The sequence below is a fragment of the Pseudomonas sp. FBCC-B1667 genome (genome assembly GCF_059133255.1).
Map to the genome: position 1 here is coordinate 2128424 of NZ_CP101437.1, position 22897 is coordinate 2151320.

Genomic DNA, 22897 nt, shown 5'->3' on the forward strand with positions numbered 1-22897 from the left:
TTTTGTTTCGATCAAGCCGTGGATCAGGCGCCAAAACCGCCATCGATGGTCAGGCTGGCCCCGGTGATGTAACCGGCTTCCGGACCGACAAGGTAGGCAACGAAGCTGGCGATCTCTTCGGCTTTGCCGTAGCGACCCACTGCCATCAACGGGATCAGGCTTTCGGCAAAGTCACCGTCGGCGGGGTTCATGTCGGTGTCGACAGGGCCGGGTTGCACATTATTGATGGTGATGCCGCGTGGGCCGAGGTCGCGGGCCAAGCCTTTGGTCAGGCCGACCAGCGCAGCCTTGCTCATGGCGTAAGGGCCACCACCGGCGAATGGCATGCGGTCGGCGTTGGTGCTGCCGATATTGATGACGCGACCGCCCTCGGTCATGTGTTTGGCGGCGGCCTGAGTGGCAATGAACACGCTACGCACGTTGATGGCCAAGGTTTGGTCGAAGTCTTCGAGTTTGAAATCTTCCAGCGGTGCAACGGCCAATACGCCGGCGTTGTTGACCAGGATGTCCAGGCGGCCGAAGGCGTTGACCGTGGCGCTCACGGCGTTGCGGATGGCTTCAGCGTCGGCACTGTCCGCCTTGATGGCCAGGGCTTTGCCGCCGCTGGTGGTGATGCTGTTTTGCAATTCTTCGGCTTTGGCCGTGGAGCTGACGTAGGTGAAGGCAACGGTCGCGCCTTCAGCGGCCAGGCGTTTGACGATGGCTGCACCGATACCGCGGGACCCGCCTTGAATCAAAGCCACTTTGCCGCTGAGGTTCTGAGTAGTCATAACGATCTCCAAAGTCCCGAGGCGAGATGCCTCGGTTGATGGAGCCTAGTATCAATTGATGATAGGGCGCTGACTTCGGTGGTCATCAGAAAATAAAATTGCGGTGTTTCAGATCAATGGGTTGAGGCCCGAAGGTCATTAAAGGGTGAAGAAAAAAAGCATTAGTTTGTAAAAAAATGATATCAGGAGTCATTTGAAGTTAAAATTCTGAGCGCGGCAGATATGACGTTTTTAATGATTTTATAAGACGCATTGCCAACCCGATGAGATCAAGGATGCTATGCGTAATTGTGACGAGGTTATGTCTATACCACTGTTAACAGGACATCTGATTTGGCGTTCGGATTATTATGAGTGATTAACGGATGCCATATAGCTCATTTCTATTGTAAGAATTTCTTTAACACGCGCATAACATCGAGAGAAGACTGATCGGTAATGCGTCCTGGGTTCTGGTCGAACATGTGCGGGGCTCCAGGATAGACGTGAACCTCTACGGCTACTCCCGCACGAGACAAGCTCAAAGAATAGGCGATGTCTTCTTCGAGAAACAAATCGAGTGCACCTACCGATATGAAAGTGGGGGGCAGTCCAGCAAGTTCGAGCTGCATTGATGGAGAAAACAAACCTGCGCGGTCATCGTCGAGATTGTAGCTTCCCTGCATGCACTTCCAGCAAAATTGATTGGGAGTGGGCAGCCAGCCAATTGTTCCGATACTTTCATTTTTAGAAGGCACGCCTTCGGAGCCGGTACGGTGATCGAGCATCGGATAGACAAGAACCTGTCCTGCAATGGCGTATTCCCTTCGATCACGAGCCAAGATTGCCAATGCAGCAGCCAAGCCGCCACCGGCGCTGTGTCCCATGATCGCTATTCTCTGAGTATCGATGCCCAAAATGCGTTGATTGCAAACCATCCAATCCAGTGCCGCATAGCAATCTTCGAGGGGAAAGGGGAAAGGGTGTTCGGGGGCCAATCGGTAATCCACTGCTACGATCAAAGTTTGCAACTCTTGGGCTAGATCTGCCAAATAGTCGTCGGCCATTTCAGGACGGCCGAGTACGAAGCCGCCGCCGTGGATGTATAGCACCGCTGGAAGGGTTGCACCTTTGGCCGACAGCTTGGGCCAATAAAGGCAAAGGCGGATGCGCTGGCCAGTTGAGTCTGCAGTCGTCCATCGCTGCTCACATCGGGCAGCTTGCGCGGATTTGTAAGTGGAACTGACGCGCTCCCTGATCCCTGCTAGCGTGCTCAGTGACCAGTCTTCTTCGCCAGGAGTTAGAAAACTGTGAAAATCCGGATCAAGCAATTCATGTGGTTTCAACGTTTCGACCCCTTCACAACCGTACAATAGGGCGCCTACTTAAGGCGCCCACACCGTCAGTTACAACCAGGCTTTGATTTGCGCGCAAACGGCTTGAGTGGAAATACCGTAGCGATCATGGAGCGTCGGCAGTGCGCCCGCATCAAGGAACGCATCTGGTAATGCTATCTGCCGGAACGTTGGTGTCACGCCATTGCGCAAAAGAACGCCGGCAACCGCTTCGCCCAAACCACCGATTATCGAACTGTTTTCTGCAGTAACGACCAGTCGACCGGACTTTCTGGCTTCAGCAAGTATGGTTTGTTCGTCCAAAGGTTTGATTGTCGGTACGTGGAGCACGGCGACGTCGACGCCATCCGCCTGAAGCTGCTTGGCTGCTTCTAGGGCCCGCATCGTCATCAGTCCTGTGGAGATGATCAATACATCGTTGCCAGTACGCAGGGTCTTGGCTTTGCCAATCTCGAATTTGTAGCCGTACTCGTCGAGCACCAACGGTACGTTGCCGCGCAGCAAACGCATGTATACCGGCCCTTGATGCGCTGCGATGGCAGGCACAGCCTGTTCGATTTCCAGTGCATCGCAAGGATCGACGATCATCAGGTTGGGCATAGCGCGGAAGATTGCCAGATCGTCTGTGGCCTGGTGGCTTGGGCCGTAACCGGTAGTGAGTCCGGGTAGTCCACAAACGATTTTGACGTTGAGGTTTTCCTCGGCAATGGCCATGCAGATGAAGTCATAGGCTCGGCGCGACGCGAACACAGCGTAGGTGGTGGCAAACGGTACGAAACCTTCGCGGGCCATCCCGGCTGCCGCGCTCATCAGAAGTTGCTCGGCCATACCCATCTGGTAGAAACGATCCGGATGCGCCTTGGCGAAGATGTGCAGGTCAGTGTACTTGGACAAGTCGGCTGACAGGCCGACGACATCCTGACGCTGATCTGCCAGCGCGGCTAAAGCATGTCCAAATGGTGCGGATTTTGTTGCTTGGCCTTCAGAGGCAATCGAAGCAATCATTGCCGAGGTGGTCAGGCGCTTTTTGGCTGGCTCACTCGAAGAGGTTGAAGTATTAGCTGCGTTGCTCATTGTTTTTTTCCTTCTTCAAGGTTGTTCAGTGCCAGATCCCATTCGTGATCTTCCACGCGGATGAAGTGTGCCTTCTCGCGGGATTCCAGGAATGGCACGCCTTTACCCATTTTGGTATCGCAGATGATTACGCGTGGTTCGGCGCCGGGGTGGTTACGCGCGGCGTCAAAAGCGGTGACCAGTGCATCCAGGTCATTGCCGTCGACACGCTGAGTGAACCAGCCGAAAGCCTGCCAGCGGTCGACGATCGGTTCGAACGACAGGATTTCACTTGAATATCCGTCAGCCTGCTGGTTGTTGACGTCAACGATGGCAATCAGGTTGTCGAGCTTCCAGTGTGAGGCCGACATCACGGCTTCCCAAGTCGAGCCTTCATTCAGCTCGCCGTCGGACAGCAGGTTGTAAACGAATGAAGTCGAGCCTTTGCGTTTCAGACCCAGGCAGGCGCCTACGGCAATGCCGAGGCCTTGGCCCAGCGAGCCACCGGTGATTTCCATACCTGGGGTGTAGGTCGCCATGCCCGACATTGGCAGGCGGCTGTCATCCGAACCGTAGGTTTCCAGTTCATCGAGCGGGATGATTTCTGCCTCGATCAAGGCTGCATACAAAGCAATCGCGTAGTGTCCGATCGAAAGGTAGAAACGATCGCGTCCTTCCCATTCAGGGTTTTCGGGGTGATAGCTAAGGGCATGGAAGTAGGAAACTGCAAGCAGGTCGGCCGCACCGAGGGCCTGACCGACATAACCTTGTCCCTGGACTTGGCCCATGCGCAGTGCGTGCCGACGAATGTTGTGGGCGCGTTCCACCAGGGTCTTGGATGAAACAGATGAAGGGTTGGTAGTCATGCTAAAAACTCCGTTAAATCAACGATTGACCAGGGCGGCGGGAATGCGAAGTACCAATAGGGCACCGCCCACCAGTACGCCGGTGATCAGATACATGCCGATGGCGCTGGATCCAGTCAGCGTGGTAATCCAGCCAATCAGGTAAGGCGAGCAGAAGCCGGCGAGGTTGGCGAAGCTGTTAACCGCCGCAATGCCTGCGGCGGCAGACACCCCACCGAGCAGGGTGGTTGGCAGCATCCAGAACAGCGATGTAGCGGAGAGAATTCCAGAGGCGGCCAGGCAAAGACTCAGAATGGAAAGGATCACATTTCCGCCCATCAGAGCCGCCAGACTCAGCCCTATAGCCCCCGCGATCATCGGTACGATGAGGTGCCAGCGGCGCTCGCGATGTTTATCGCCACTGCGTCCGGCATACAGCATGGCCGCAATAGCACAGAGGTAGGGCAGGCTGGTCAGCAAGCCAATTTTCATCGGATCGGACACCCCTGCGTTACGTACCAGGGTCGGTAGCCAGAAGGTGATTGCGTACTGTCCCATCACGACACAGAAGTAGATGGCGGCCAATAACCAGAGACGACGGTCGCGGATGAATTCACCTACCGAGGCGTGGGTGACTTTTTGCTGGTCATCCTCGGCCAGTTCGCGAGTGATCAGCGCTTTTTCGTCATCGTTGAGCCAGCTGGCTTGATGCACGCCATCCTTGAGATAGCTCAACACCAATAGTCCAACCACGACTGTGGGCACAGCCTCCAGCACGAACATCCATTGCCATCCCGCCCAGCCATGCATACCTGCGAAGTGGGTCATGATCCAGCCGGAGAGGGGGCCACCCACCATGCCTGACAGCGGAATGGCGATAAACCACAACACGGTCATGCGAGCACGACGGTAAGACGGGAACCAGTAGGTCAGGTACAACAGCAGACCCGGCGCCAAGCCGGCTTCGGCGATGCCGAGCAAAAATCGCAGCGCATAGAATTGCCACGCGGTTTCAATGAAGGCGAACAGGGCAGAAACGATGCCCCAAGTGATCATGATGCGCGCGATCCAGACCCGCGCACCGACCTTGTGCAGGATGATGTTGCTGGGCACTTCGCAGAGGAAATAGCCGATAAAGAACATACCCGCGCCCAGTCCGTAGACGGTTTCGCTGAGCGCCAGATCGTTCATCATTTGCAGCTTGGCAAAGCCCACGTTGACACGATCAAGATAGGCGCACAGGTAGCACAGCATGAGGAAAGGCATCAGACGCCATGCCGTTTTACGGTAGGCGTTAGAGCGCACGGTCGAAACCGCTTCGAGCGACAGAGTTGTCATGATGGTCTGATCTCTTGTTTTTATTGACCGCCAGGCCCTTGGGCCCAGCTGCGTCGTCGATCCAGAACCGCACGGGCCTAAGGCCCGCCAGGTGTTATCAATGAATCAGCATGCCGCCGTTCACATCCAGCGTAATGCCGGTCAGATAAGAGGACAGATTACTGGCGAGGAACAAGGCTGCATTCGCCACATCCTGCGCTTCGCCCAGGCGACCCAACGGGATGCCATCTATGATCGCGTGGCGACGCTCGTCCTGCATCAGGCCACCGGTAATATCGGTGTGAATCAAACCGGGAGCGATGGAATTAACGCGCACCTTGTCCGGGCCCAGTTCCCGTGCCATAGCCTTGGCTAGACCAAGCACGCCTGCTTTAGCAGCGCTGTAATGCGGGCCACCGAAAATACCGCCGCCGCGTTGAGCGGAAACTGACGACATGCACACGATGCTGCCCGACGATTGCTTACGCATGGTTGGGATGACTGCCTGCGACATGAGTAATGTGCCGCGCAGGCTCACATCCAGTACCTTGTCGTAGTCGGAAGGGCGGATGTCGAGGGTCTTGAGAGGTTGGGTGATGCCAGCGTTGTTGACCAGAATATCGATACGGCCGAAATGCTCGATGATCTTGGCAACCGCCTGTTGAACCTGCGATTCGTCAGCGACGTTCGCCGCGAGACCGAGATGACCTTCACCCAGCGATGCAGCGGCATCGCGCGCGGCAGATTCATCCAGATCGAGGATCACGACGTGAGCGCCTTGTTGCGCGAAGGTGGTCGCTGTAGCGCGGCCAATGCCACGAGCGGAGGCTGCACCAGTGATGATCGCGACTTTGCCTTGAAGAAGCATGGAAGAGTACCTCTGATTGTTTTTATTGGGTCGATCCGCAATGAACCGATGACTCAGCTTGTTCTTCAGGAGAACCCGGAGCAATAACGTGAATGTCACTCGATGCTGAAAAAAATTCAGCGCTCGTCAAGCCAGGGAACAGATGATTGAATGGGAAAGACCAACGATCAGAAGAATTACAATGGAGCTCTCCGTCATGCGCCCTGATAACGTAGCCCCTGCCAACCTCCCACCGCTGAGAGCAATTCAGGCCTTCGAGCAAACGGCTAGATTTGGGAATGTTGCGCGGGCGGCTGAAGTGTTGGATCTGACTCCATCTGCGGTCAGCCATCAGCTAGCCAAACTTGAGGGGATGATTGGTCGGCAACTGTTCGTACGAGGTGCACGGGGTGTAACGCTGACGCCCGTGGGTGAGCAGTATTTGAAAGAGGTGTCGGGGTTACTTCATAGTCTGGCCATAGCCACCGAGCGGGCAGCCAGTGATGTGAGCCTTGACTGCCTTCGACTGCACTCTTCACCAAGTTTTGGATTGTTGTGGTTGATGCCTCGGTTGGAAGCGTTTCGCTCGAGCCATCCAGATATCCAGATCAACCTGTCTTGTTCGTATGAATCGTTGCATTTCAGCCGGGACAAGATAGACGTCGATATTCGTCACGGGATACCCAACTGGCCGAGCTATGAAGTTCGCACCGTGCGCAATGAAACCTTCGCTGTCTTGGCCTCTCCGAAATTACTTTCGCAACGTCCGATCAGGAGCGCGGCCGATTTGCTGGACTGCGATCTCATTCTCTCTGAAGCCACGATGCTCAAATGGCCACAGTGGTTTGCCCAACACGGTTTGGCTCGCCCCGAAAATCCATATGCATTGAGCTTTGACCGTTCATACATGAGCCTGGAAGCCGCCAGCCACGGGCTGGGCTTCGCCTTGGAAAGTACGCTGCTAGCGCAAAAGTATCTCGCGGCAGGCACGTTGGTCGAAGTGGCGAGAGAATCACTTAGCGCCCCAGTGGCAGCCCACCATCTGGTGTTTCCAAAGGCGCATTCCAGCTTTCCTAGAGTCAGACGCTTTCTGGAGTGGATGGAGAGTGAGCTGGGACATAGCTTCACTTATTAAATGGTCTGCTGTTCGCCTTTCCAGATAGAGGCTTTTCACTCTGACGTATTGAGCAACGTGAGCGACGTGTTGATGAACTCTTCGTTCTCGCTGATCTTTTCCAAAGCACCGTGAACGTTGCCGGTGACCTCCGCTATTGATGATCGCTTGCTTTTATGGCCATGGCCGTGAATACCGGCTTGATACGCTTCAAGCCGCCGACGTTCCGTGCAACCCGGTCATTGCTGTTTGAAGAAGCGATTGCTGATTCACAAGCGCAGCATCGTGGCACGATCGTTAAAGATCCGGCGCGCTCAGGCAAGTGCTAGTGAGGCATCCGTTGCATATGCCATACACAGTAATGGTTGTCCTAGTTACTGGAAACATTAACTCTTGGGTCGAGCGCTGCTGGTTTTCCGTAATAGCGGGTGTTCGTTGCAGGTTGTTACGCTACTGAGGCTAAGGGTTACAGCCTGCCTAGATACAGGCTAGGGGTGGGGAGAACATCAGCTTTACTCCAGCCGCTCCGAACATCAGCGCAAGAGTGCCTTCGATCCATCGACGCGCTCGGCGGTATCCCCGAATCATAGGCGCGGTGGAGAAGACGATCGCATAGCCACAGAAGATGGTGACGCTGAGCACGGCGCAACCTGCGAGAATTATTCCGACCGTTTCTGGCGAAGCTTGTGGGCCCAAACCAAGGGTCATAGTCGCGACCCAGCCGAGCAGTGCCTTAGGGTTTGTGAGATGCATGAGCAAGCCACGCTGATATAGACGTAAGCCTGAGATTTTTGGCGCGGCCGCTGGTTCCTTCTCGAGCCGCTCATTGGAGGTTAGAGCAGAGCGGCCTGCTTTGATGGCGAGGAAGAGTAGGTAAGCGCCGCCAACCGTTTTCAAGACGCCCAGCAACTGCGCATACTGCGTGAGGATGGCTGAGACACCCGTGGCTGCCATCGATCCCCAGAAAATCGAACCACTGATGACACCCGCCGCTAGCAAGAGCGCAGGCTGCCTGCCTTGGTGCATCGCGACGCCCATAATCCGCATATTGCTCGGCCCAGGACTTGCCGCCCCAACAATATAGGCCGTGAACACGAGTAGAAGATGGTGGTAATCAAATGACATTGAAAGCCCTTTAATGAAGTTCTAGGTCAGTCAGCGGCTCTAATGTTAGCAGCCCTATGACGGGGCGATGATTGACGACCACAAGAACCGACCCGCGCCGACTCCTCTGTAAGCTTCAGCTCGATGCTGTCTGACCGCTATATTTCACGCCCGGATTGGTGAATTTCCGTTACAGACATAGTGAATATCAGTTTTGATTTACCGCTATTCGAGTAAGCATGAGGTACGTCTGTTTTTGCTACGGCGGAGCAACCCGCAGAAATGCTCAGTTCGGTATCACCGACTGTGAAGTGGAGTGTCCCTTTCTCCACGTGAAATAGCTCAGTTGTGCCGTGAGGGTGACCTGAGGAGGCAAAAGTTTCACCGGGAAACATTTCCCACCGCCAAAGCTCAATCATGTTCGGACCACTGGTTCCAGCCAGGAGCCGAGCCGTCCCTCCCATGTTTCCCGTCCAGAGTGTGGGAATATCCTTGCTCTCGATGAGGTGAGCAGATGGGGCGTCGGACACGTTCACGACATCCGCTACGGAAAGGCCCAAGGCCGCAGCGATTTTGCACAGGATCGCAATACTTGGGTTAGCTGTGCATTTCTCTATCTCCACCACCATCCCTTTGCTCACGCCCGAGCGACGAGATAGTTCGTCCAGAGTGATTTTCCGCTTTTTTCGCTCCTGTTTGAGCCTACGGGAAACGGCTTCGCTAACGGTCTGAACGTCGGCCCCAGTATTGGTCGGTATATTGACTATTTTGGTCATTGATCGCTAGTATGAATTGAAATTTAGGATTAAAGGGATTCTCTGATGCTGTCCGTACTGCCGTCAATCGACCAAGATGTAATCAATTTGGCACCTGAGTTCAGAGCGATCAGCATTGTGGTCGAAGCTGCACCAATCGCCAATCCGGATATTGGCAAGGACGCTTTGGCTCGAGCCTGTCAATCAGTCACGGCGGGTGGTGCAATATGGGCAGAAGCTCACCTGACCGCTTGGGCGGATCTCTTCCGAAAGTTCGGTGCTAAACCGCAGCGCACTCCTTGCTCAGCTGAAGCTCTGCGCAAACGGGTTCTGCGTGACGGCAGCCTGGCGAGTATCGATCCAGTGGTTGATCTCTACAACGCCATCAGCATTGAGTACGCAGTCCCAGTCGGCGGTGAGAACGTTGAAGCTTATGTGGGCTCGCCGCGACTCGCTGTTGCGGATGGGTCGGAACCTTTCGACACCATGAAAGAAGGCGCTCCAGCCCACGAATATCCTGATTCTGGTGAGGTTGTTTGGCGGGACGATAAGGGGGTGACTTGCCGTCGTTGGAATTGGCGCCAAGGCGTCAGAACTCGGTTGGGTGCAGATGCAAAGCACATGTGGTTCATTCTGGAGAGTCTGCCGGCAATGCCGCTTGAAGCGTTGACTGAAGCCGGTGACAAGCTGATCGAAGGTCTGCAACTGATGATGCCAGGTGCCCAGATTGAGAGTGCACTCATCGGTCCTGGCGCCAATTAGTAAGTAAACGAGTCGGCACAGGCTGCTTGTGGGGATGCATACGGGGTTATGCCCAATCTCGCCTCGCACGCAGCCTTTTTTATAGGTGGCAATCATGCCAAACCACATCACCCTGTAAAGCCTGCTGCTGAATCGAAGAAATCTCCACGGCGAAGTCGATTATTAAGCGATGAGTGTTTCGGAGTCAGTCCGTCCTGTAGAGATCTAATTCCAGAATCACACAAAGGAGTCATGAACGATGTTTACCGGTCTTAGCGCATTTCCTTTGACACCAATGAATGAGCAAGGTGTGGATGAAGGCGCCTTTGCTCGCCTTGTGGAGCAACTGGTGGCTGCGAAAGTGGATTCCATCGGTGCGCTCGGATCTACAGGAAGCTATGCGTACCTTTCTCGGACTGAACGCTCTCGGGTTACGCAGTTGGCAGTCGAGGCAGCCGGGAATGTTCCCGTCATGGTAAGCATAGGATCGCTGCGTACACGTGATGTGCTGTTGCTGGCAGAGGATGCGCAGAAAGCGGGAGTCAAAGCATTGTTGCTTCCGCCTGTTTCCTATCAGAAACTATCGGCTGAAGATGTTTTTTTGCTGTACGAAACAGTCACGGCCAATATCTCCGTCCCGCTATGCGTCTATGACAACCCCGGCACTACCCATTTTGAATTTACTGATGAGCTCCACGGACGCATTGCCCATCTGCCGAATGTGCGCTCGATCAAGATCCCAGGTGTTCCCGAAGCACCAGATCAGGCCAAGGCACGAGTCGATCGCCTTCGGGATCTGATTCCGGAACACGTAACAATCGGGGTAAGCGGGGATGTATTTGCTGCTACTGGATTGAACACAGGCTGTGAGGTCTGGTACTCCGTCATTGGGGGCTTGTTCCCAAAGACAGCACTAGCAATCACACGCGCGGCGCTGTCAGGTAATGCCGAAGAAGCAACCCGTCTGTCTGAACGATTGACGCCCCTATGGGCCCTCTTCAGGCAATTTGGGGGAAGCTTCCGCGTTGTTGCAACTGCGGCCGAACTTCGTGGATTTACCAACTCTCCCAGCCTGCCGTTGCCACTCAGAACCATAAGTGGAGTAGGGCGTAAGCAAATTGCTACGGTGATCGACGAGCTCGAACTGAGCTGAGCAACAAGCGCTGGGAATGCATCCGCGACGCCGCAGCTGCATCATCACAATGATGCAGCGTGGCAGGTGCGGGAGGGTCGAGTTTGTGTAGATCCCAGCTCCAGGGCTTTTGCTTCGAATCGAGTTGCCCGTGAGAGGGGGCAATGAACGACGGCACTGGCATTGTCCCTCGATATCTCCTGCCAGTGCGCTTGCGCGATATGTGATGGCTGCAGCCCTCGCACGCACCGCTGATGGTGGGGCTGCTAAACCGCTATTTTTAGTCGGTCCAGTGAAGCCTGCCTCATCGCCATCCACGGGTAAGGCCGATCAATGCTTAGAGTTTCAAAAACGTCGTGAAATGGTCCTTATGATCCTGCAGGATCTCGTGAGGCAAGATAGTCGCCACACTCCCTCGATGTTGCAGTCCGTGTGATAGCACGTGAGCAAGAATTTGCTCTTTCGTCATGTTGCCTGGTTTTCCATCCTTGAAAATAAACGCAACCGGATCAGACAGCTCCATTGCTGTGACCGATTGGGTGTAGTTCACAAACCATCGATTCGCCTTAGAAAAATCCTCTTCAAGTCGACCCAGGTCTTGCCTCTGTTCGGTCAAGACGGAGTCAAAATCGTCCGGTTTTCCTTGCAGTCTGGCAATGAACAGCTGGTCAACAATGTTGATATGGGCGAGCCAGTAAAGCGCTTTCTCCATCTCTATTGGAAAGTTTTTTGCCGCAGGGGCCTTCAAATACTTAAACAGCTCCTCCTCGGACCATGCCTTGTATTTGTAAAGTAAATGAAGAAGGGGCGTGGTACTCATGGCGTTCTCCTGGATTTCTAAAAGTTCTGACTGCCCTAAGTGGTGTGATGGGAGAGCGGCTCGGGCTCCTCTCCGCAGGGTATAACCACGCACAGTTGGATAGACGGAATAGTCACTATATTGACTTTTTTAGTCAATAGGCGTTAGCTTGAACGGCAGGCGACGAAAATCGCCACGGCTGCCGAGTGAAGGTGCGCTGGCCTGGAGCGAGCGACGTGCGACCCTCACCCACTCTGCGTTTGCTGGTGAAGTCGATCCGGTTCAACGCTTCAGTAAAAGGCCTCGCATTGCGCAGAAAAGGCTCACAGCAGCACTGAATTTCAGCAGGGCACCGCCTTACAGGTGGCAGGCTCAGAAATGGCGAGAGGGTGTCTCAAATCATGAAGTACGTCAGCACACGGACGCCTGGTAAAGAATTCGAGTTCAGCGAGGTCCTCATGGGTGCGTATGCACCGGATGGAGGGCTGTTCGTTCCTCGCAAGGTTCCTCGCTTCAAAAGGGAGGATCTCCTGAAACTTGAATGGCTACCATTTCATGAACTGGCACGTCATGTAATCGAGCCATTCCTGGGGGACTATATCCCTCAAGATGAGCTGCCTCGAATTCTTGAGGAAACATTTGACCGCTTTAAAAGCAAGGCCGTTGCGCCGCTCTATCAGACGGCGACAAATGAGTGGGTATTAGAGTTGTTCCATGGTCCGGCAGGCGTCTATCAAGACTTCGGCCTTCAATTGATGTCTCGTTTGGTTGAATACTCCTTACTGAAATCTGGAAAGAAAGCGTTTGTTGTTGGTTGCACTGGTGGAGACACTGGCACCGCAGCCATAAAAGCCTTCAATGGCATGGAAGGCGTGACATTGATTGTTCTGCATCCTTCCAGAGGGATAACGGATGAACATCGACGCCGCTTATTAAATGCGGCAGAAGAAAACATTGTAAATGTTTCGGTTGAAGGTGATTACGCCGATTGTCATCGGCTGTGTGAAAAGCTTCACAGAGGCATTAACGAAACAGGTCAACAACTGATATCTTTTAATTCGGTGAATTGGGTGAGGGTGCTTGCGCATCTGTCTTTCTATTTCTATTCGTCGCTTCAGCTAGGTGCTCCAAAAAGAGAAGTGGCGTTCAGTGTGCCTACCGGAAATTTTGGTGCTCTTTATGCCGGCTACATCGCTAGGGAAATGGGGTTGCCTATCAGGCAGTTGATTGTAGCAACGAACGCCAACGCGGGCTTGCATAACTTTCTTCAGTCTAACTTCTATAGGCGGGTTGAGATTCGTACTACCAATACGCCTTGCATGAATGTGTCGTTAGCCTCAAATTTTGAGCGACTGCAATGGAGTATCCTCAATAGGTGCGGTGACAAAGTGGCCAGGAATATGGAGCTGTTAGAGGTGTATGGCCAAATTCAATTAGAACAGGATGAATGGTTAGAGGCTCGAAAGCTGTTTGACTCGTTGGCAGTAGAGGATACGGAAGCGTTTTCTAGTATTCATGAAGTATTTGTTCAAAGTGGCTACCTGATCAGTCCTAATACCGCGATTGGATTACGAGCTGCACGAGTTAGCAGGCGTAGCTTACTGATCCCAATGATCTGCCTGGCAACTACGCATCCCGCAACCTCTGCCTCAGTTTTAGCTGAGGCAGATGTTCCATTTCCAGTTAAGAGCGTGAGCACTCAACCCTTATCAAACGTCGAATGCATTTCAATACCCAATGATGTCGACATCCTTTCGGAGCTCATTAAGGACATATCCCAGACACGAAGTCTTGCTCGCTATAATCTTGGGGTTAGAGATGAAACGCGTTTTAGATAAGACTGATGAAAGAATACTGGAAGAGCTTACTCGCAATGCCCGACTTGCGCATAATGACATTGCTATGAAGGTTAATTTATCCAGGAATGCGGTCAGACTCAGGATTGAACGGTTGGAGCGGGACGGGTATATCAGAGGTTACACCATCGTCAAAGGAGGGCCACCTTCTGAGGCGGGGACAATCAATGCCCTGATCTTTGTGTATCGAAAAGACCGGATGCGCGGTGCTGAAGTGGTGCGTTCAATTATAGCAATGCCCGAAATTGTATCCTGCAATGTGATGAGTGGCGACCTGGATATTGTAGTGACAGTTGAAGCGACAAGCTCGGATTGTATTCATCGAGTCTGGACCGACATATCCGCGTTGCCGGGCGTTCTGAATACGGTTACGTCTTTTGTTTTGTCCTGCACAAAGTAGTTCGTTAAAAAAGCAAAACGCTTCCTCTAACGAGCATTTTGCTCGCAACAATGATCTGTTTGCCATATTCGTATGAGCACTGCAGCAGTTTAGTATTTCAGCACTGAAAACATAACAATGAGGCCCTTGTCGTGACTGAATATAAAATTGCTTTGCTTGGTTTTGGTGGTGTAAACCGTGCTTTGACGCAGCTCATCGCAGATAAGAACGAGAGCTGGGCTGATGCGTTTGGCTTCAAACTAAAAATTGTTGGTGTCAGTGATCTTTACTTTGGCTCCATTATCAACAAGGACGGGCTGGATGCCCACGAATTGGCTGCGGTTCCTGCTGTAAAAGGTGGGTTTAGAACATTGCCAGCAGGTAGTGCTGAACCGGCCAACGAGACGGTTATCCGCTTTTCGGGGGCTGATCTTATCGCCGAGGCAACGTTCACCAACCCTGTAGACGGAGAGCCAGCCACGACTTTCTGTCGCTGGGCTCTGGAAAAAGGCATTAGTGTGGTCACCACCAACAAAGGGCCTGTAGCGTTGCACGCTGAAAGCCTGAAAGCATTGGCCAGAAGCACCGGTGCCCAATTCGAGTTTGAGGGCTCAGTGATGAGCGGCACCCCAGTTATTCGTTTGGCCAAGGAGTCGCTGGCCGGCTCGGAAATCAGCGGATTCAAGGGCATCATGAATGGTACGTCCAATTTCGTGCTTTCCAGCATGGAAGAGGGTCTCGACTTTTCTGATGCCGTCGCCAAAGCTCAGGAACTGGGTTACGCAGAAGCTGATCCCACCGCAGACGTGGAAGGGCATGATGTTCGTCTTAAAGTAGTCATTTTGGCGAATGAGCTTCTGGGGGCGAAGTTGACTCCAAGCGATGTCCTTTGCAAAGGCATCTCGGAGATCACGTCAAAAGACATCACCGAAGCAACGAAGGCCAATGCTCGGTGGAAGCTAATTGGCAGCGCGGAAAAACTGAGCAATGGATCCATCGCTGCCTCTGTTAGTCCTCAATTGTTGCCTCTGGGTGACGCACTGGCCGGTGTCAGTGGCGCAACGAATGCAATTACCTTTAATACAAATATTCTTGGTCCGGTAACGGTTGTCGGAGCGGGTGCAGGTCGGTTTGAAACAGCATTCGCCTTACTCTCGGATATCGTCAGCATTCATAAGAACAAAACTAAGATAGGTAAATGATCATGAATAGCTTGAGTCTTTCGCTCGCTGTTGATTATAAAACCATAACAGTTTTGAGTCCGTACGATGGCACTGCAGTTGGAGAGGTGACGGACATACCTGCTTCATTTGCTACTGCGATCATTGATACGGCGAAGCTTGGTGCGCTGATCGCCAGAGAGCTCCCACGACACGAACGTGCTCGCATACTGGAAAAAACGGCTGCTTTGGTCGAGAGCGATAAGGAGGCGTTTGCCAGTCTGATTGTTGCCGAGTCCGGAAAAACGATTAAGCAGGCGAGGAAGGAGGTTTTACGCTGCGTCAATACGTTGAAGCTGTCCGCTGAGGAGGCCAAGCGTAATGCAGGTGAAGTCATCCCCTTCGATTCCTATGTCGGATCAGAGTCCCGTCAGGGATGGTTTACTCGGGAGCCTTTGGGTGTAATTGTTGCGATTACTCCATATAACGACCCACTCAACCTAGTCGCTCATAAGTTGGGGCCTGCAATCGCTGGTGGTAATGCTGTTGTTCTCAAACCCTCTGAGCTAGCACCGTTATCTGCGATTAAACTGGTCGGTTGTCTCAACGCCGCTGGCCTCCCTCCTGCGGTCGTGTCCATTGCAACTGGAGGGGCCGCACTAGGTAAAGCGCTGGTCGCTCATCGGGCGGTACGCATGGTTTCCTTTACGGGCGGTTTTGTTACCGGCGAACAAATCTCTCGCATTGCAGGTCTCAAGAAACTGGCGATGGATTTGGGGGGCAATGCCCCAGTTATCGTCATGGGCGATTGTGATCTGAATGAAACCGTTGAATCATGTGTGTCAGGTGCTTTTTGGGCCGCTGGGCAAAACTGTATTGGTACGCAACGAATTCTTATTGAAGCGTCAATATATGAGGAGTTCAAAAAGGAATTCGTTGAGAAGACAAGTGCTTTAGTCGTGGGGAATCCTGCTGAAGAAAGAACGGATGTCGGGCCAATGATTACTGAAGCAGCTGCCAAACGAACCGAAGAAGTGGTCGCCGAGGCAATTGATAAAGGGGCTAACCTGTTATTTGGTAATGTGCGTCAAGGCTCGCTTTATCCACCGACGGTCTTGGAGAATGTTAACCAAAGTTGTAAGGTTTGGTGCGAGGAAGTATTCAGTCCGGTTGTCATTCTTCAAAGCGTGGCCTCGCTCGATGAAGCGCTGACACTGGCGAATGAACCAGAATACAGCTTGCATGCTGGTATTTTTACCAACAATTTAAATGTTGCCATGAAGGCAGCTAAACGACTCGAAGCCGGAGGCGTCATGATTAATGATTCTTCTGACTACCGTTTTGATGCAATGCCATTCGGTGGTTTCAAATACGGCAGCATGGGTCGTGAGGGTGTTCGTTTCGCGTATGAAGATATGACGCAGCCCAAAGTGATTTGCTTGAACGGCGTTGGCGGAAGTTGATTAAAGGATTGATGTGAATCCCTAGGATTAAATCTGATCCTTGGCAAGGCTCTTTTGCTTGGAAGAGTCTTGCCCAATACAAAAATAAAAGGTAACCAAATGAGTGATCTTAATCCCACACGCGAGCTATCGTCTGGAGGCACTCGAAAAAGAGACTTCAGCGCAGAAGATGCGGGCTATCAAAAGGTGCTTAAACCTCGCCAGGTTCAGATGATTGCCATCGGGGGGGCAATCGGCAGTGGTCTGTTTATGGGAGCAGGCGCACGACTTGCTGAAGCTGGGCCCTCCCTTGTGTTTGTCTACGCAATTTGTGGTTTTTTTGCCTGGTTCATCATTCGGGCCATGGGCGAATTGGTGATGTACCGCCCATCCTCAGGCTCGTTTGTCTCTTATGCTCGAGAGTTTTACGGTGAGAAATGGGCTTACGCCGTGGGATGGATGTACTGGACTGACTGGGTAATGGTTGCCATTGCAGATCTGACAGCTACGGCGCTCTACCTGAATTTCTTCAAAGCCTATGTCCCTTTTATGGGCGACATTCCTCAATGGTCGCTGGCACTGGGAGCATTGGGTTTCGTCACGGTGATCAACCTTGTCTCAGTAAAGATTTTTGGTGAGCTCGAATTCTGGTTTGCCCTGATCAAGGTGGCTGCATTAACGACATTCCTTGGGGTCGGCATTTACATGGTGCTGTTTGGCACACCGCTGCCAGGCCATGAGGTCGGGTTCAAACTGATTTCTGACAATGGCGGTTGGTTCCCATCAGGCCTTCTACCCGCCGTAATCATGATCCAGGGGGTGATATTTGCGTATGGCAGCGTGGAGTTGGTGGGTACTGCGGCTGGAGAAGCTCAAGACGTCGCTACGGTCATGCCAAAAGCAATTCGGGCAGTTGTTTTCCGCATTATTGTTTTTTACGTTGGTTCTGTATTGCTGTTGGCAATGCTGCTACCCCACACCGCGTACTCGGCGGGGGTGAGCCCGTTTGTGACTTTCTTCGGATCGCTGGGGATCAAGGGCGCAGATGCGATTATGAACATGGTCTTGATTACCGCAGCCGTGTCTTCTTTGAACGCTGGCATTTACTCCACCGGCCGGGTGCTTCGCTCGCTGGCAATCAACGGGTCAGCACCAAGCTTCTTGGCCAAGATGAACCGTCAAGGTGTCCCGTTCGCTGGCATCATGCTGACGACTGTTGCTTCACTAATTGGGGTCGTACTTAACGCAATTGTCCCGGGTGAAGCCTTTGAAATCGCGCTGACACTCACTGCCGTTATGTTGATCGGTTCGTGGTCAACAATTGTCTTGTGTCAGATCAAGCTCTTCAAATTCTCCCAGCAAGGTGATTTGGAGCGTCCGGCCTTCCGAATGCCGTTTGCACCTTACAGTGGTTACGCCACTTTAGTGTTCTTCGGTTTGGTTCTGGTTCTTATCGCATTGGATTATCCCGTAGGTACGTACTCTATTGTTTCTCTTCCGTTTTATGCCGCTGCTCTTGTTGCTGGTTGGTATATGGTTCGCGGCCGTGTTCGTGCGATCGAAACTGGCGAGTTGGTCTTTGATGAAGATCAAGAATTGGTCCGAGTAGATCAGGCCAGTCATCCTGCTTTAACGCAACTTCAGAATCAATAACACCCAAAAAAAAGTAACTTTGGAGGAAATAGACATGCGTCCAGACAAAAAAAATCTGTCCACACTTTCGGCGGCTACGCTGGCAGTTCATGGTGGTAACGTAACCGACACTACTACTGGTGCTGTTCGCACGCCACTGGTGATGGCTAATTCTTATCTCTTACCTGAAGATCCGGCCACGATGGATTGGTCCAGCCCGGACGGCCTTGTCTACACGCGGAACCAGGGGCATAACCAGGTATGCCTTGAAAAGAAACTTGCTGCACTCGAAGGCTGTGAGGCTGCGGTTGTATTTGCTACCGGCGTAGCCGCTTTGCATTCAGTATTTTTCTCTTTCTTGAAAACCGGTGACCACGTCATTGTCAGTGATATTACGTATCAGGCCGTATGGCGTCTCTTCGCGGAGCTTTTGCCTGAGCGTTATGGCATTGAAGCCACATTTGTGGACGTAGGTGACCTAGAGGCTGTTCGCCAAGCGATCCGCCCTAATACCAAACTGATCCATACCGAGACGATTGCTAATCCAACCACTAAGGTTGCAGATATCGCTGCGCTGGCTGAAATTGCCCATGCACACGGCGCACTGATTTCCGTCGATGCTACTTTCACTCCACCTCCGTTTTTCCGTGCCAGTCAGCACGGGGTTGATCTGGTCGTCCACTCTCTGACGAAGTATATCAATGGCCATGGTGATGCCATGGGCGGGGTGGTTATCGGTTCCACTCAAATGATTACCAAGATCAAGAATGACGCTCTTGTTGACCTTGGCGCGACCATCTCTCCATTTAACGCCTGGATGATAATGCGCGGTTCAGTCACTCTGCCTCTGCGTCTGAAACAACTTCTAAATACTGCTGAAAAATTGGCTGAGTTTCTCAACTCGGATGATCGTATAGCCTATATCTACTATCCGGGGCTTCCGTCCCACCCGCAGCATGAACTAGCCCGTCGCCAATTCGCAGGCAAGGGATACGGGGCGATGATGGCTTTTGCAGTGAAGGGCGATCCAGATACTCAAAATCGATTCGTTTCTAATCTGCGCATCATCACTTCTGCAGTATCCCTCGGGCACGATGAGTCCCTCATCGTTCATGTGGGTGCGGAAGGCCGAGGCGGCTTTGACAAATACCCTGAAGAATTCCGCACATATGGTCATCTTCGGTTTTCGGTAGGGCTCGAAGATCCGGACGATTTGATCAAAGATATTTCATTAGCCTTGGATGAGACATTTAAATGACCTGAACGCCAAAAAATTGGTGGCACCTTTAGCGTTGTATTTACGGCATTGCTCAAAATATGGTCTGGTCGGAAACCCTCCTTTGCCCCCGTACCAGCGGGGGCTTTTTTAAGAGCCCGATCCATTGTGTTTTTTTTCAGGGGGCGTGGCCCCAATACATGTAAGTTGTATTCGTCTTGGTTGTGACGGTTCTTTGATTGGAGGTTTATCATGGCTTGGATATGTTTAATATTTGCAGGAATACTTGAAGTTGTTTGGGCTTTTTCAATGAAGCAATCTGACGGTATGACCAAGCTTGGACCAACTGTTGTTACCTTGGTCATGGTAATGGCAAGTTTTGCGCTTCTGTCATTTTCTATGAAAAGCCTACCTCTCGGTACTGCCTACACGATATGGACTGGCATTGGCGCCGTTGGAGCGTTTGCAGTAGGCATCATTCTCCTGGGCGAGCCGGCCAGTCTTATGCGTATGGTCGCAGCCATTTTGATCATCAGTGGGCTTGTGATGATGAAGCTCGCTTCTGCTTAAACTTTTCTTGGCCTGGTTCCATTTCATTTTCAGAGTGGGATCAGCTGTCGTAAGGGAGAAGCTATAGCGAGAGAGTAAATTGTGCCGGTTATAAAGCTAACCAGCATGGGCTGGAGTGATGTTTTCGCATCGCTTGGCTTATTTCGTATTTTTATTTCTTCTTTCGGTTTTTCGAAATGGTTTCAGTCAAGCAAATTGCCCTCTGTTACGAGCGTTTTGCTCATAATATTGATCTGTTTGCCATATTTGGCAGAGCGGACCATCGGCGTACTATTTCAGTACCCAGTGCATTGCCATGAGATCTTGGTCGTGAATGGGTGAAAAAATGCTTCGCTTGAATTTTTAAAAATTGGAGGTGTATCTAAATTTTGTTGCTGCGCGTTTGGGAAGTGCTTGTCAGTAGTCCCTAAATAGTCGAGCAGCATTAAAGTTTGACTATTGAGAGGTTCTAAATCCGAACAGTAGTTGCCAAAAGCAATATGGTTAAAACCGTAAATTCGTTAACTGCCCTTAAATCAAACTACAACATCTAGGGATTCCCATATGATTTCGCTTCGAAAGCTCTTCGTGTTAGCACTTTTCCCACTTTGCGCGAATATTGCACTGGCTAAGGAGTACAAAGAACTACGCTTTGGAGTTGATGCTTCTTACGCACCGTTTGAGTCTAAAGCAGCGGACGGTAGCCTTACGGGATTTGATATCGATCTGGGTAATGCGATCTGTGCCAACCTGGAGGTTAAGTGCACATGGGTTGAGAGCGATTTTGATGGCACGATTCCTGGCCTGAAGGCCAACAAGTTTGATGGCATTCTCTCTTCAATGACGGTGACCCCAGCCCGCGAGAAGGTCATCGACTTCTCGAATGAGTTGTTCTCCGGCGCAACCTCTTATGTGTTCAAGAAAAATTCTGGCCTGAGCGAAGATTCCACTTCTCTGAAGGGTAAGACCGTAGGCTATTTGCAAGGAAGCATCCAGGAAGCCTATGCCAAAGCGGTTCTGGATAAGGTCGGTGTCAAAACCCAGGCCTATCAGAACCAGGATCAAGTGTATTACGACCTGGTTTCCGGTCGTCTTGATGCGGCGATTCAGGACAAGCTCCAAGCAGAACTGGGCTTTTTGAACTCACCCCAAGGCGCGGGTTACGAAGTCAGCAAGCCAGTTGATAGCGAATTACTGCCAGCCAAAACAGCTATTGGTATCTCTAAAGGTAACAAAGACCTTAAGGCACTTTTGGATAAAGGCATCCAAGCGTTACATGATAATGGTACCTACGATTTAATCCAGAAAAAACACTTCGGTGATTTGAATCTCTACAGCGGAAAGTAAGGCCCCGGTGCCTGTCCTCGGGGCGGGCGCTTTTTTATCGCGATAGGTTCCTGAATTATGTTCGAAATACTGTTACAAACTCTCGGGCTCTCCACTTACAGCATGAAAGGGTTTGGTCCTCTATTGCTGGAAGGCGCCTGGATGACCGTCAAGTTATCAGTACTCTCGCTGCTGTTGAGCGTGCTGCTTGGCCTTATCGGGGCCAGTGCCAAACTCTCTAGTGTGAAATTTCTACGAGTCCCCGCACAGCTCTATACCACACTGATTCGCGGGGTGCCGGATCTGGTGCTGATGCTCTTGATTTTCTACAGCCTGCAAACGTGGTTGACCAACATCACGGAGGCACTGGATTGGGAATACATAGAGATCAATCCATTTGTTGCCGGGATCATCACGTTGGGGTTTATCTACGGGGCCTATTTCACTGAGACCTTTCGCGGGGCGATGCTTGCTGTGCCCCGTGGACAGGTGGAAGCGGCCACCGCATATGGCTTAAGTCGTACTCAGCGCTTTCGCTTTGTGGTCTTCCCACAAATGATGCGTTTTGCTTTACCAGGCATCGGCAATAACTGGATGGTCATCCTCAAAGCCACTGCACTGGTGTCGATTATAGGCCTTGCTGACTTAGTAAAAGCAGCTCAGGACGCCGGTAAAAGCACCTATCAATTGTTCTATTTTCTGCTGTTGGCAGCGCTGATTTATTTGGCAATTACCAGCACTTCGAACTATGTCCTGCGTTGGTTGGAACGGCATTATGCGGCAGGCTCCCGGGAGGCAGTACGATGATCGAACTCTTGCAGGATTACTGGAAGCCTTTTCTCTATAGCGACGGCCATCACATCACGGGTCTGGCCATGACCTTGTGGTTGCTCAGTGCCTCAATCTTCATCGGTTTTCTGGCGTCGATTCCGCTGTCGATTGCCCGGGTTTCCTCCAAGTGTTACTGGCGCTGGCCTGTACAGTTCTACACCTACCTGTTTAGGGGGACGCCGCTCTACATCCAGTTGCTGATCTGCTACACCGGGATTTACAGCTTGGCTGCAGTGCGTGCCCAACCTGTGCTCGATGCATTCTTTCGCGACGCGATGAACTGCACCATCCTTGCGTTTGCGCTGAACACCTGCGCTTACACCACGGAGATTTTCGCCGGAGCAATTCGCAACATGGCCCACGGCGAAGTCGAAGCTGCGAAGGCCTACGGCCTGACGGGTTGGAAGCTCTATGCCTATGTGATCATGCCATCGGCACTACGCCGCTCGTTACCGTACTACAGCAACGAAGTGATCCTGATGCTGCATTCGACCACCGTGGCCTTCACTGCAACCGTCCCGGATATTCTCAAAGTCGCCCGTGACGCTAACTCTGCGACCTTTTTGACTTTTCAATCTTTTGGTATTACCGCACTGATCTACTTGATCGTTACCTTTGCGCTGGTTGGAGTGTTCCGCATCGCCGAGCGTCGGTGGCTGGCCTTCCTTGGTCCGGCTCACTAGAACTTAGTACTT

At 52.2% G+C, this 22897-nt stretch carries 22 protein-coding genes; 13 read left to right on the forward strand and 9 right to left on the reverse strand.

The features are described from left to right. Positions 1–23: 23 nt before the first annotated feature. The 6 genes from NL116_RS09555 to NL116_RS09580 all read right to left on the reverse strand — a co-directional run bounded on the left by NL116_RS09555 (position 24) and on the right by NL116_RS09580 (position 6187). The gene (locus NL116_RS09555) at positions 24–770 is read right to left on the reverse strand and encodes a 3-oxoacyl-ACP reductase family protein (RefSeq protein WP_494376952.1); all 747 of its coding nucleotides are present in this window, start codon (positions 768–770) and stop codon (positions 24–26) included. A 383-nt stretch (positions 771–1153) separates the two neighbouring features. Beyond that, positions 1154–2095 carry an alpha/beta hydrolase gene (locus tag NL116_RS09560; RefSeq protein ID WP_494376953.1) on the reverse strand — a complete coding sequence of 314 codons (942 nt, stop codon included), beginning with the start codon at positions 2093–2095 and terminating at the stop codon, positions 1154–1156. A gap of 60 nt (positions 2096–2155) precedes the next feature. Next, complete coding sequence (locus NL116_RS09565; RefSeq protein WP_494376954.1) at positions 2156–3178, reverse strand: transketolase family protein; 1023 nt, start codon at positions 3176–3178, stop codon at positions 2156–2158. Next, positions 3175–4023, reverse strand: coding sequence for a transketolase (locus tag NL116_RS09570; RefSeq protein ID WP_494376955.1), 849 nt, complete (start codon positions 4021–4023; stop codon positions 3175–3177). Before NL116_RS09570 ends, NL116_RS09565 begins: the two co-directional genes overlap by 4 nt. A gap of 18 nt (positions 4024–4041) precedes the next feature. Continuing rightward, positions 4042–5340: an MFS transporter gene (locus NL116_RS09575; protein ID WP_494376956.1), complete on the reverse strand. Its 1299-nt coding sequence runs from the start codon at positions 5338–5340 to the stop codon at positions 4042–4044. Positions 5341–5437: 97 nt separating this feature from the next. Continuing rightward, positions 5438–6187 (reverse strand): SDR family NAD(P)-dependent oxidoreductase, encoded by a 750-nt coding sequence (locus NL116_RS09580; RefSeq protein WP_494376957.1) that lies wholly within the window; start codon positions 6185–6187, stop codon positions 5438–5440. A gap of 196 nt (positions 6188–6383) precedes the next feature. On the opposite strand from NL116_RS09580, the gene NL116_RS09585 reads away from it, so the two are divergent. Beyond that, entirely contained in the window at positions 6384–7301 is a 918-nt protein-coding gene (locus NL116_RS09585; protein ID WP_494376958.1) for a LysR substrate-binding domain-containing protein, read from the forward strand. A gap of 456 nt (positions 7302–7757) precedes the next feature. Here the strand turns inward: NL116_RS09585 and NL116_RS09590 are convergent, their stop codons facing one another. Next, positions 7758–8405, reverse strand: coding sequence for a LysE family translocator (locus tag NL116_RS09590; protein ID WP_494376959.1), 648 nt, complete (start codon positions 8403–8405; stop codon positions 7758–7760). 137 nt (positions 8406–8542) lie between these two features. After that, positions 8543–9160 (reverse strand): helix-turn-helix domain-containing protein, encoded by a 618-nt coding sequence (locus NL116_RS09595; protein WP_494376960.1) that lies wholly within the window; start codon positions 9158–9160, stop codon positions 8543–8545. Between the two features lie 45 nt (positions 9161–9205). On the opposite strand from NL116_RS09595, the gene NL116_RS09600 reads away from it, so the two are divergent. Both NL116_RS09600 and NL116_RS09605 read left to right on the forward strand, forming a co-directional pair. Next, positions 9206–9901: a B3/B4 domain-containing protein gene (locus NL116_RS09600; RefSeq protein WP_494376961.1), complete on the forward strand. Its 696-nt coding sequence runs from the start codon at positions 9206–9208 to the stop codon at positions 9899–9901. 238 nt (positions 9902–10139) lie between these two features. Then, a complete protein-coding gene (locus NL116_RS09605; RefSeq protein ID WP_494376962.1) occupies positions 10140–11033 on the forward strand; it encodes a dihydrodipicolinate synthase family protein in 894 nt (297 codons plus the stop codon). 316 nt (positions 11034–11349) lie between these two features. Here NL116_RS09605 and NL116_RS09610 read toward each other — a convergent pair whose 3' ends face one another. After that, positions 11350–11832, reverse strand: a complete 483-nt coding sequence (locus NL116_RS09610) for a DinB family protein (protein ID WP_494376963.1) — start codon at positions 11830–11832, stop codon at positions 11350–11352. Between the two features lie 380 nt (positions 11833–12212). Here NL116_RS09610 and thrC point away from each other — a divergent pair, with 380 nt between their 5' ends. The 10 genes from thrC to NL116_RS09660 all read left to right on the forward strand — a co-directional run bounded on the left by thrC (position 12213) and on the right by NL116_RS09660 (position 22885). Next, complete coding sequence (thrC, locus tag NL116_RS09615; protein ID WP_494376964.1) at positions 12213–13649, forward strand: threonine synthase; 1437 nt, start codon at positions 12213–12215, stop codon at positions 13647–13649. Beyond that, on the forward strand, positions 13630–14067 hold the full coding sequence (locus NL116_RS09620) for an Lrp/AsnC family transcriptional regulator (protein WP_494376965.1): 438 nt from the start codon (positions 13630–13632) through the stop codon (positions 14065–14067). The genes thrC and NL116_RS09620 overlap by 20 nt, the downstream gene beginning before the upstream one ends. A gap of 131 nt (positions 14068–14198) precedes the next feature. Beyond that, entirely contained in the window at positions 14199–15248 is a 1050-nt protein-coding gene (locus NL116_RS09625) for a homoserine dehydrogenase (RefSeq protein WP_494376966.1), read from the forward strand. Between the two features lie 2 nt (positions 15249–15250). Next, positions 15251–16669, forward strand: a complete 1419-nt coding sequence (locus NL116_RS09630; RefSeq protein ID WP_494376967.1) for an aldehyde dehydrogenase family protein — start codon at positions 15251–15253, stop codon at positions 16667–16669. 99 nt (positions 16670–16768) lie between these two features. Then, on the forward strand, positions 16769–18301 hold the full coding sequence (locus tag NL116_RS09635) for an amino acid permease (RefSeq protein ID WP_494376968.1): 1533 nt from the start codon (positions 16769–16771) through the stop codon (positions 18299–18301). A 34-nt stretch (positions 18302–18335) separates the two neighbouring features. Beyond that, positions 18336–19538, forward strand: a complete 1203-nt coding sequence (locus NL116_RS09640) for a trans-sulfuration enzyme family protein (RefSeq protein ID WP_494376969.1) — start codon at positions 18336–18338, stop codon at positions 19536–19538. A 210-nt stretch (positions 19539–19748) separates the two neighbouring features. Beyond that, positions 19749–20066, forward strand: coding sequence for a DMT family transporter (locus NL116_RS09645; protein ID WP_494376970.1), 318 nt, complete (start codon positions 19749–19751; stop codon positions 20064–20066). A 543-nt stretch (positions 20067–20609) separates the two neighbouring features. Then, positions 20610–21392, forward strand: coding sequence for a transporter substrate-binding domain-containing protein (locus tag NL116_RS09650; protein WP_494376971.1), 783 nt, complete (start codon positions 20610–20612; stop codon positions 21390–21392). A gap of 57 nt (positions 21393–21449) precedes the next feature. Beyond that, the gene (locus tag NL116_RS09655; RefSeq protein WP_494376972.1) at positions 21450–22178 is read left to right on the forward strand and encodes an ABC transporter permease; all 729 of its coding nucleotides are present in this window, start codon (positions 21450–21452) and stop codon (positions 22176–22178) included. After that, positions 22175–22885: an ABC transporter permease gene (locus tag NL116_RS09660; RefSeq protein ID WP_494376973.1), complete on the forward strand. Its 711-nt coding sequence runs from the start codon at positions 22175–22177 to the stop codon at positions 22883–22885. The genes NL116_RS09655 and NL116_RS09660 overlap by 4 nt, the downstream gene beginning before the upstream one ends. The last annotated feature ends 12 nt before the right edge of the window (positions 22886–22897 follow it).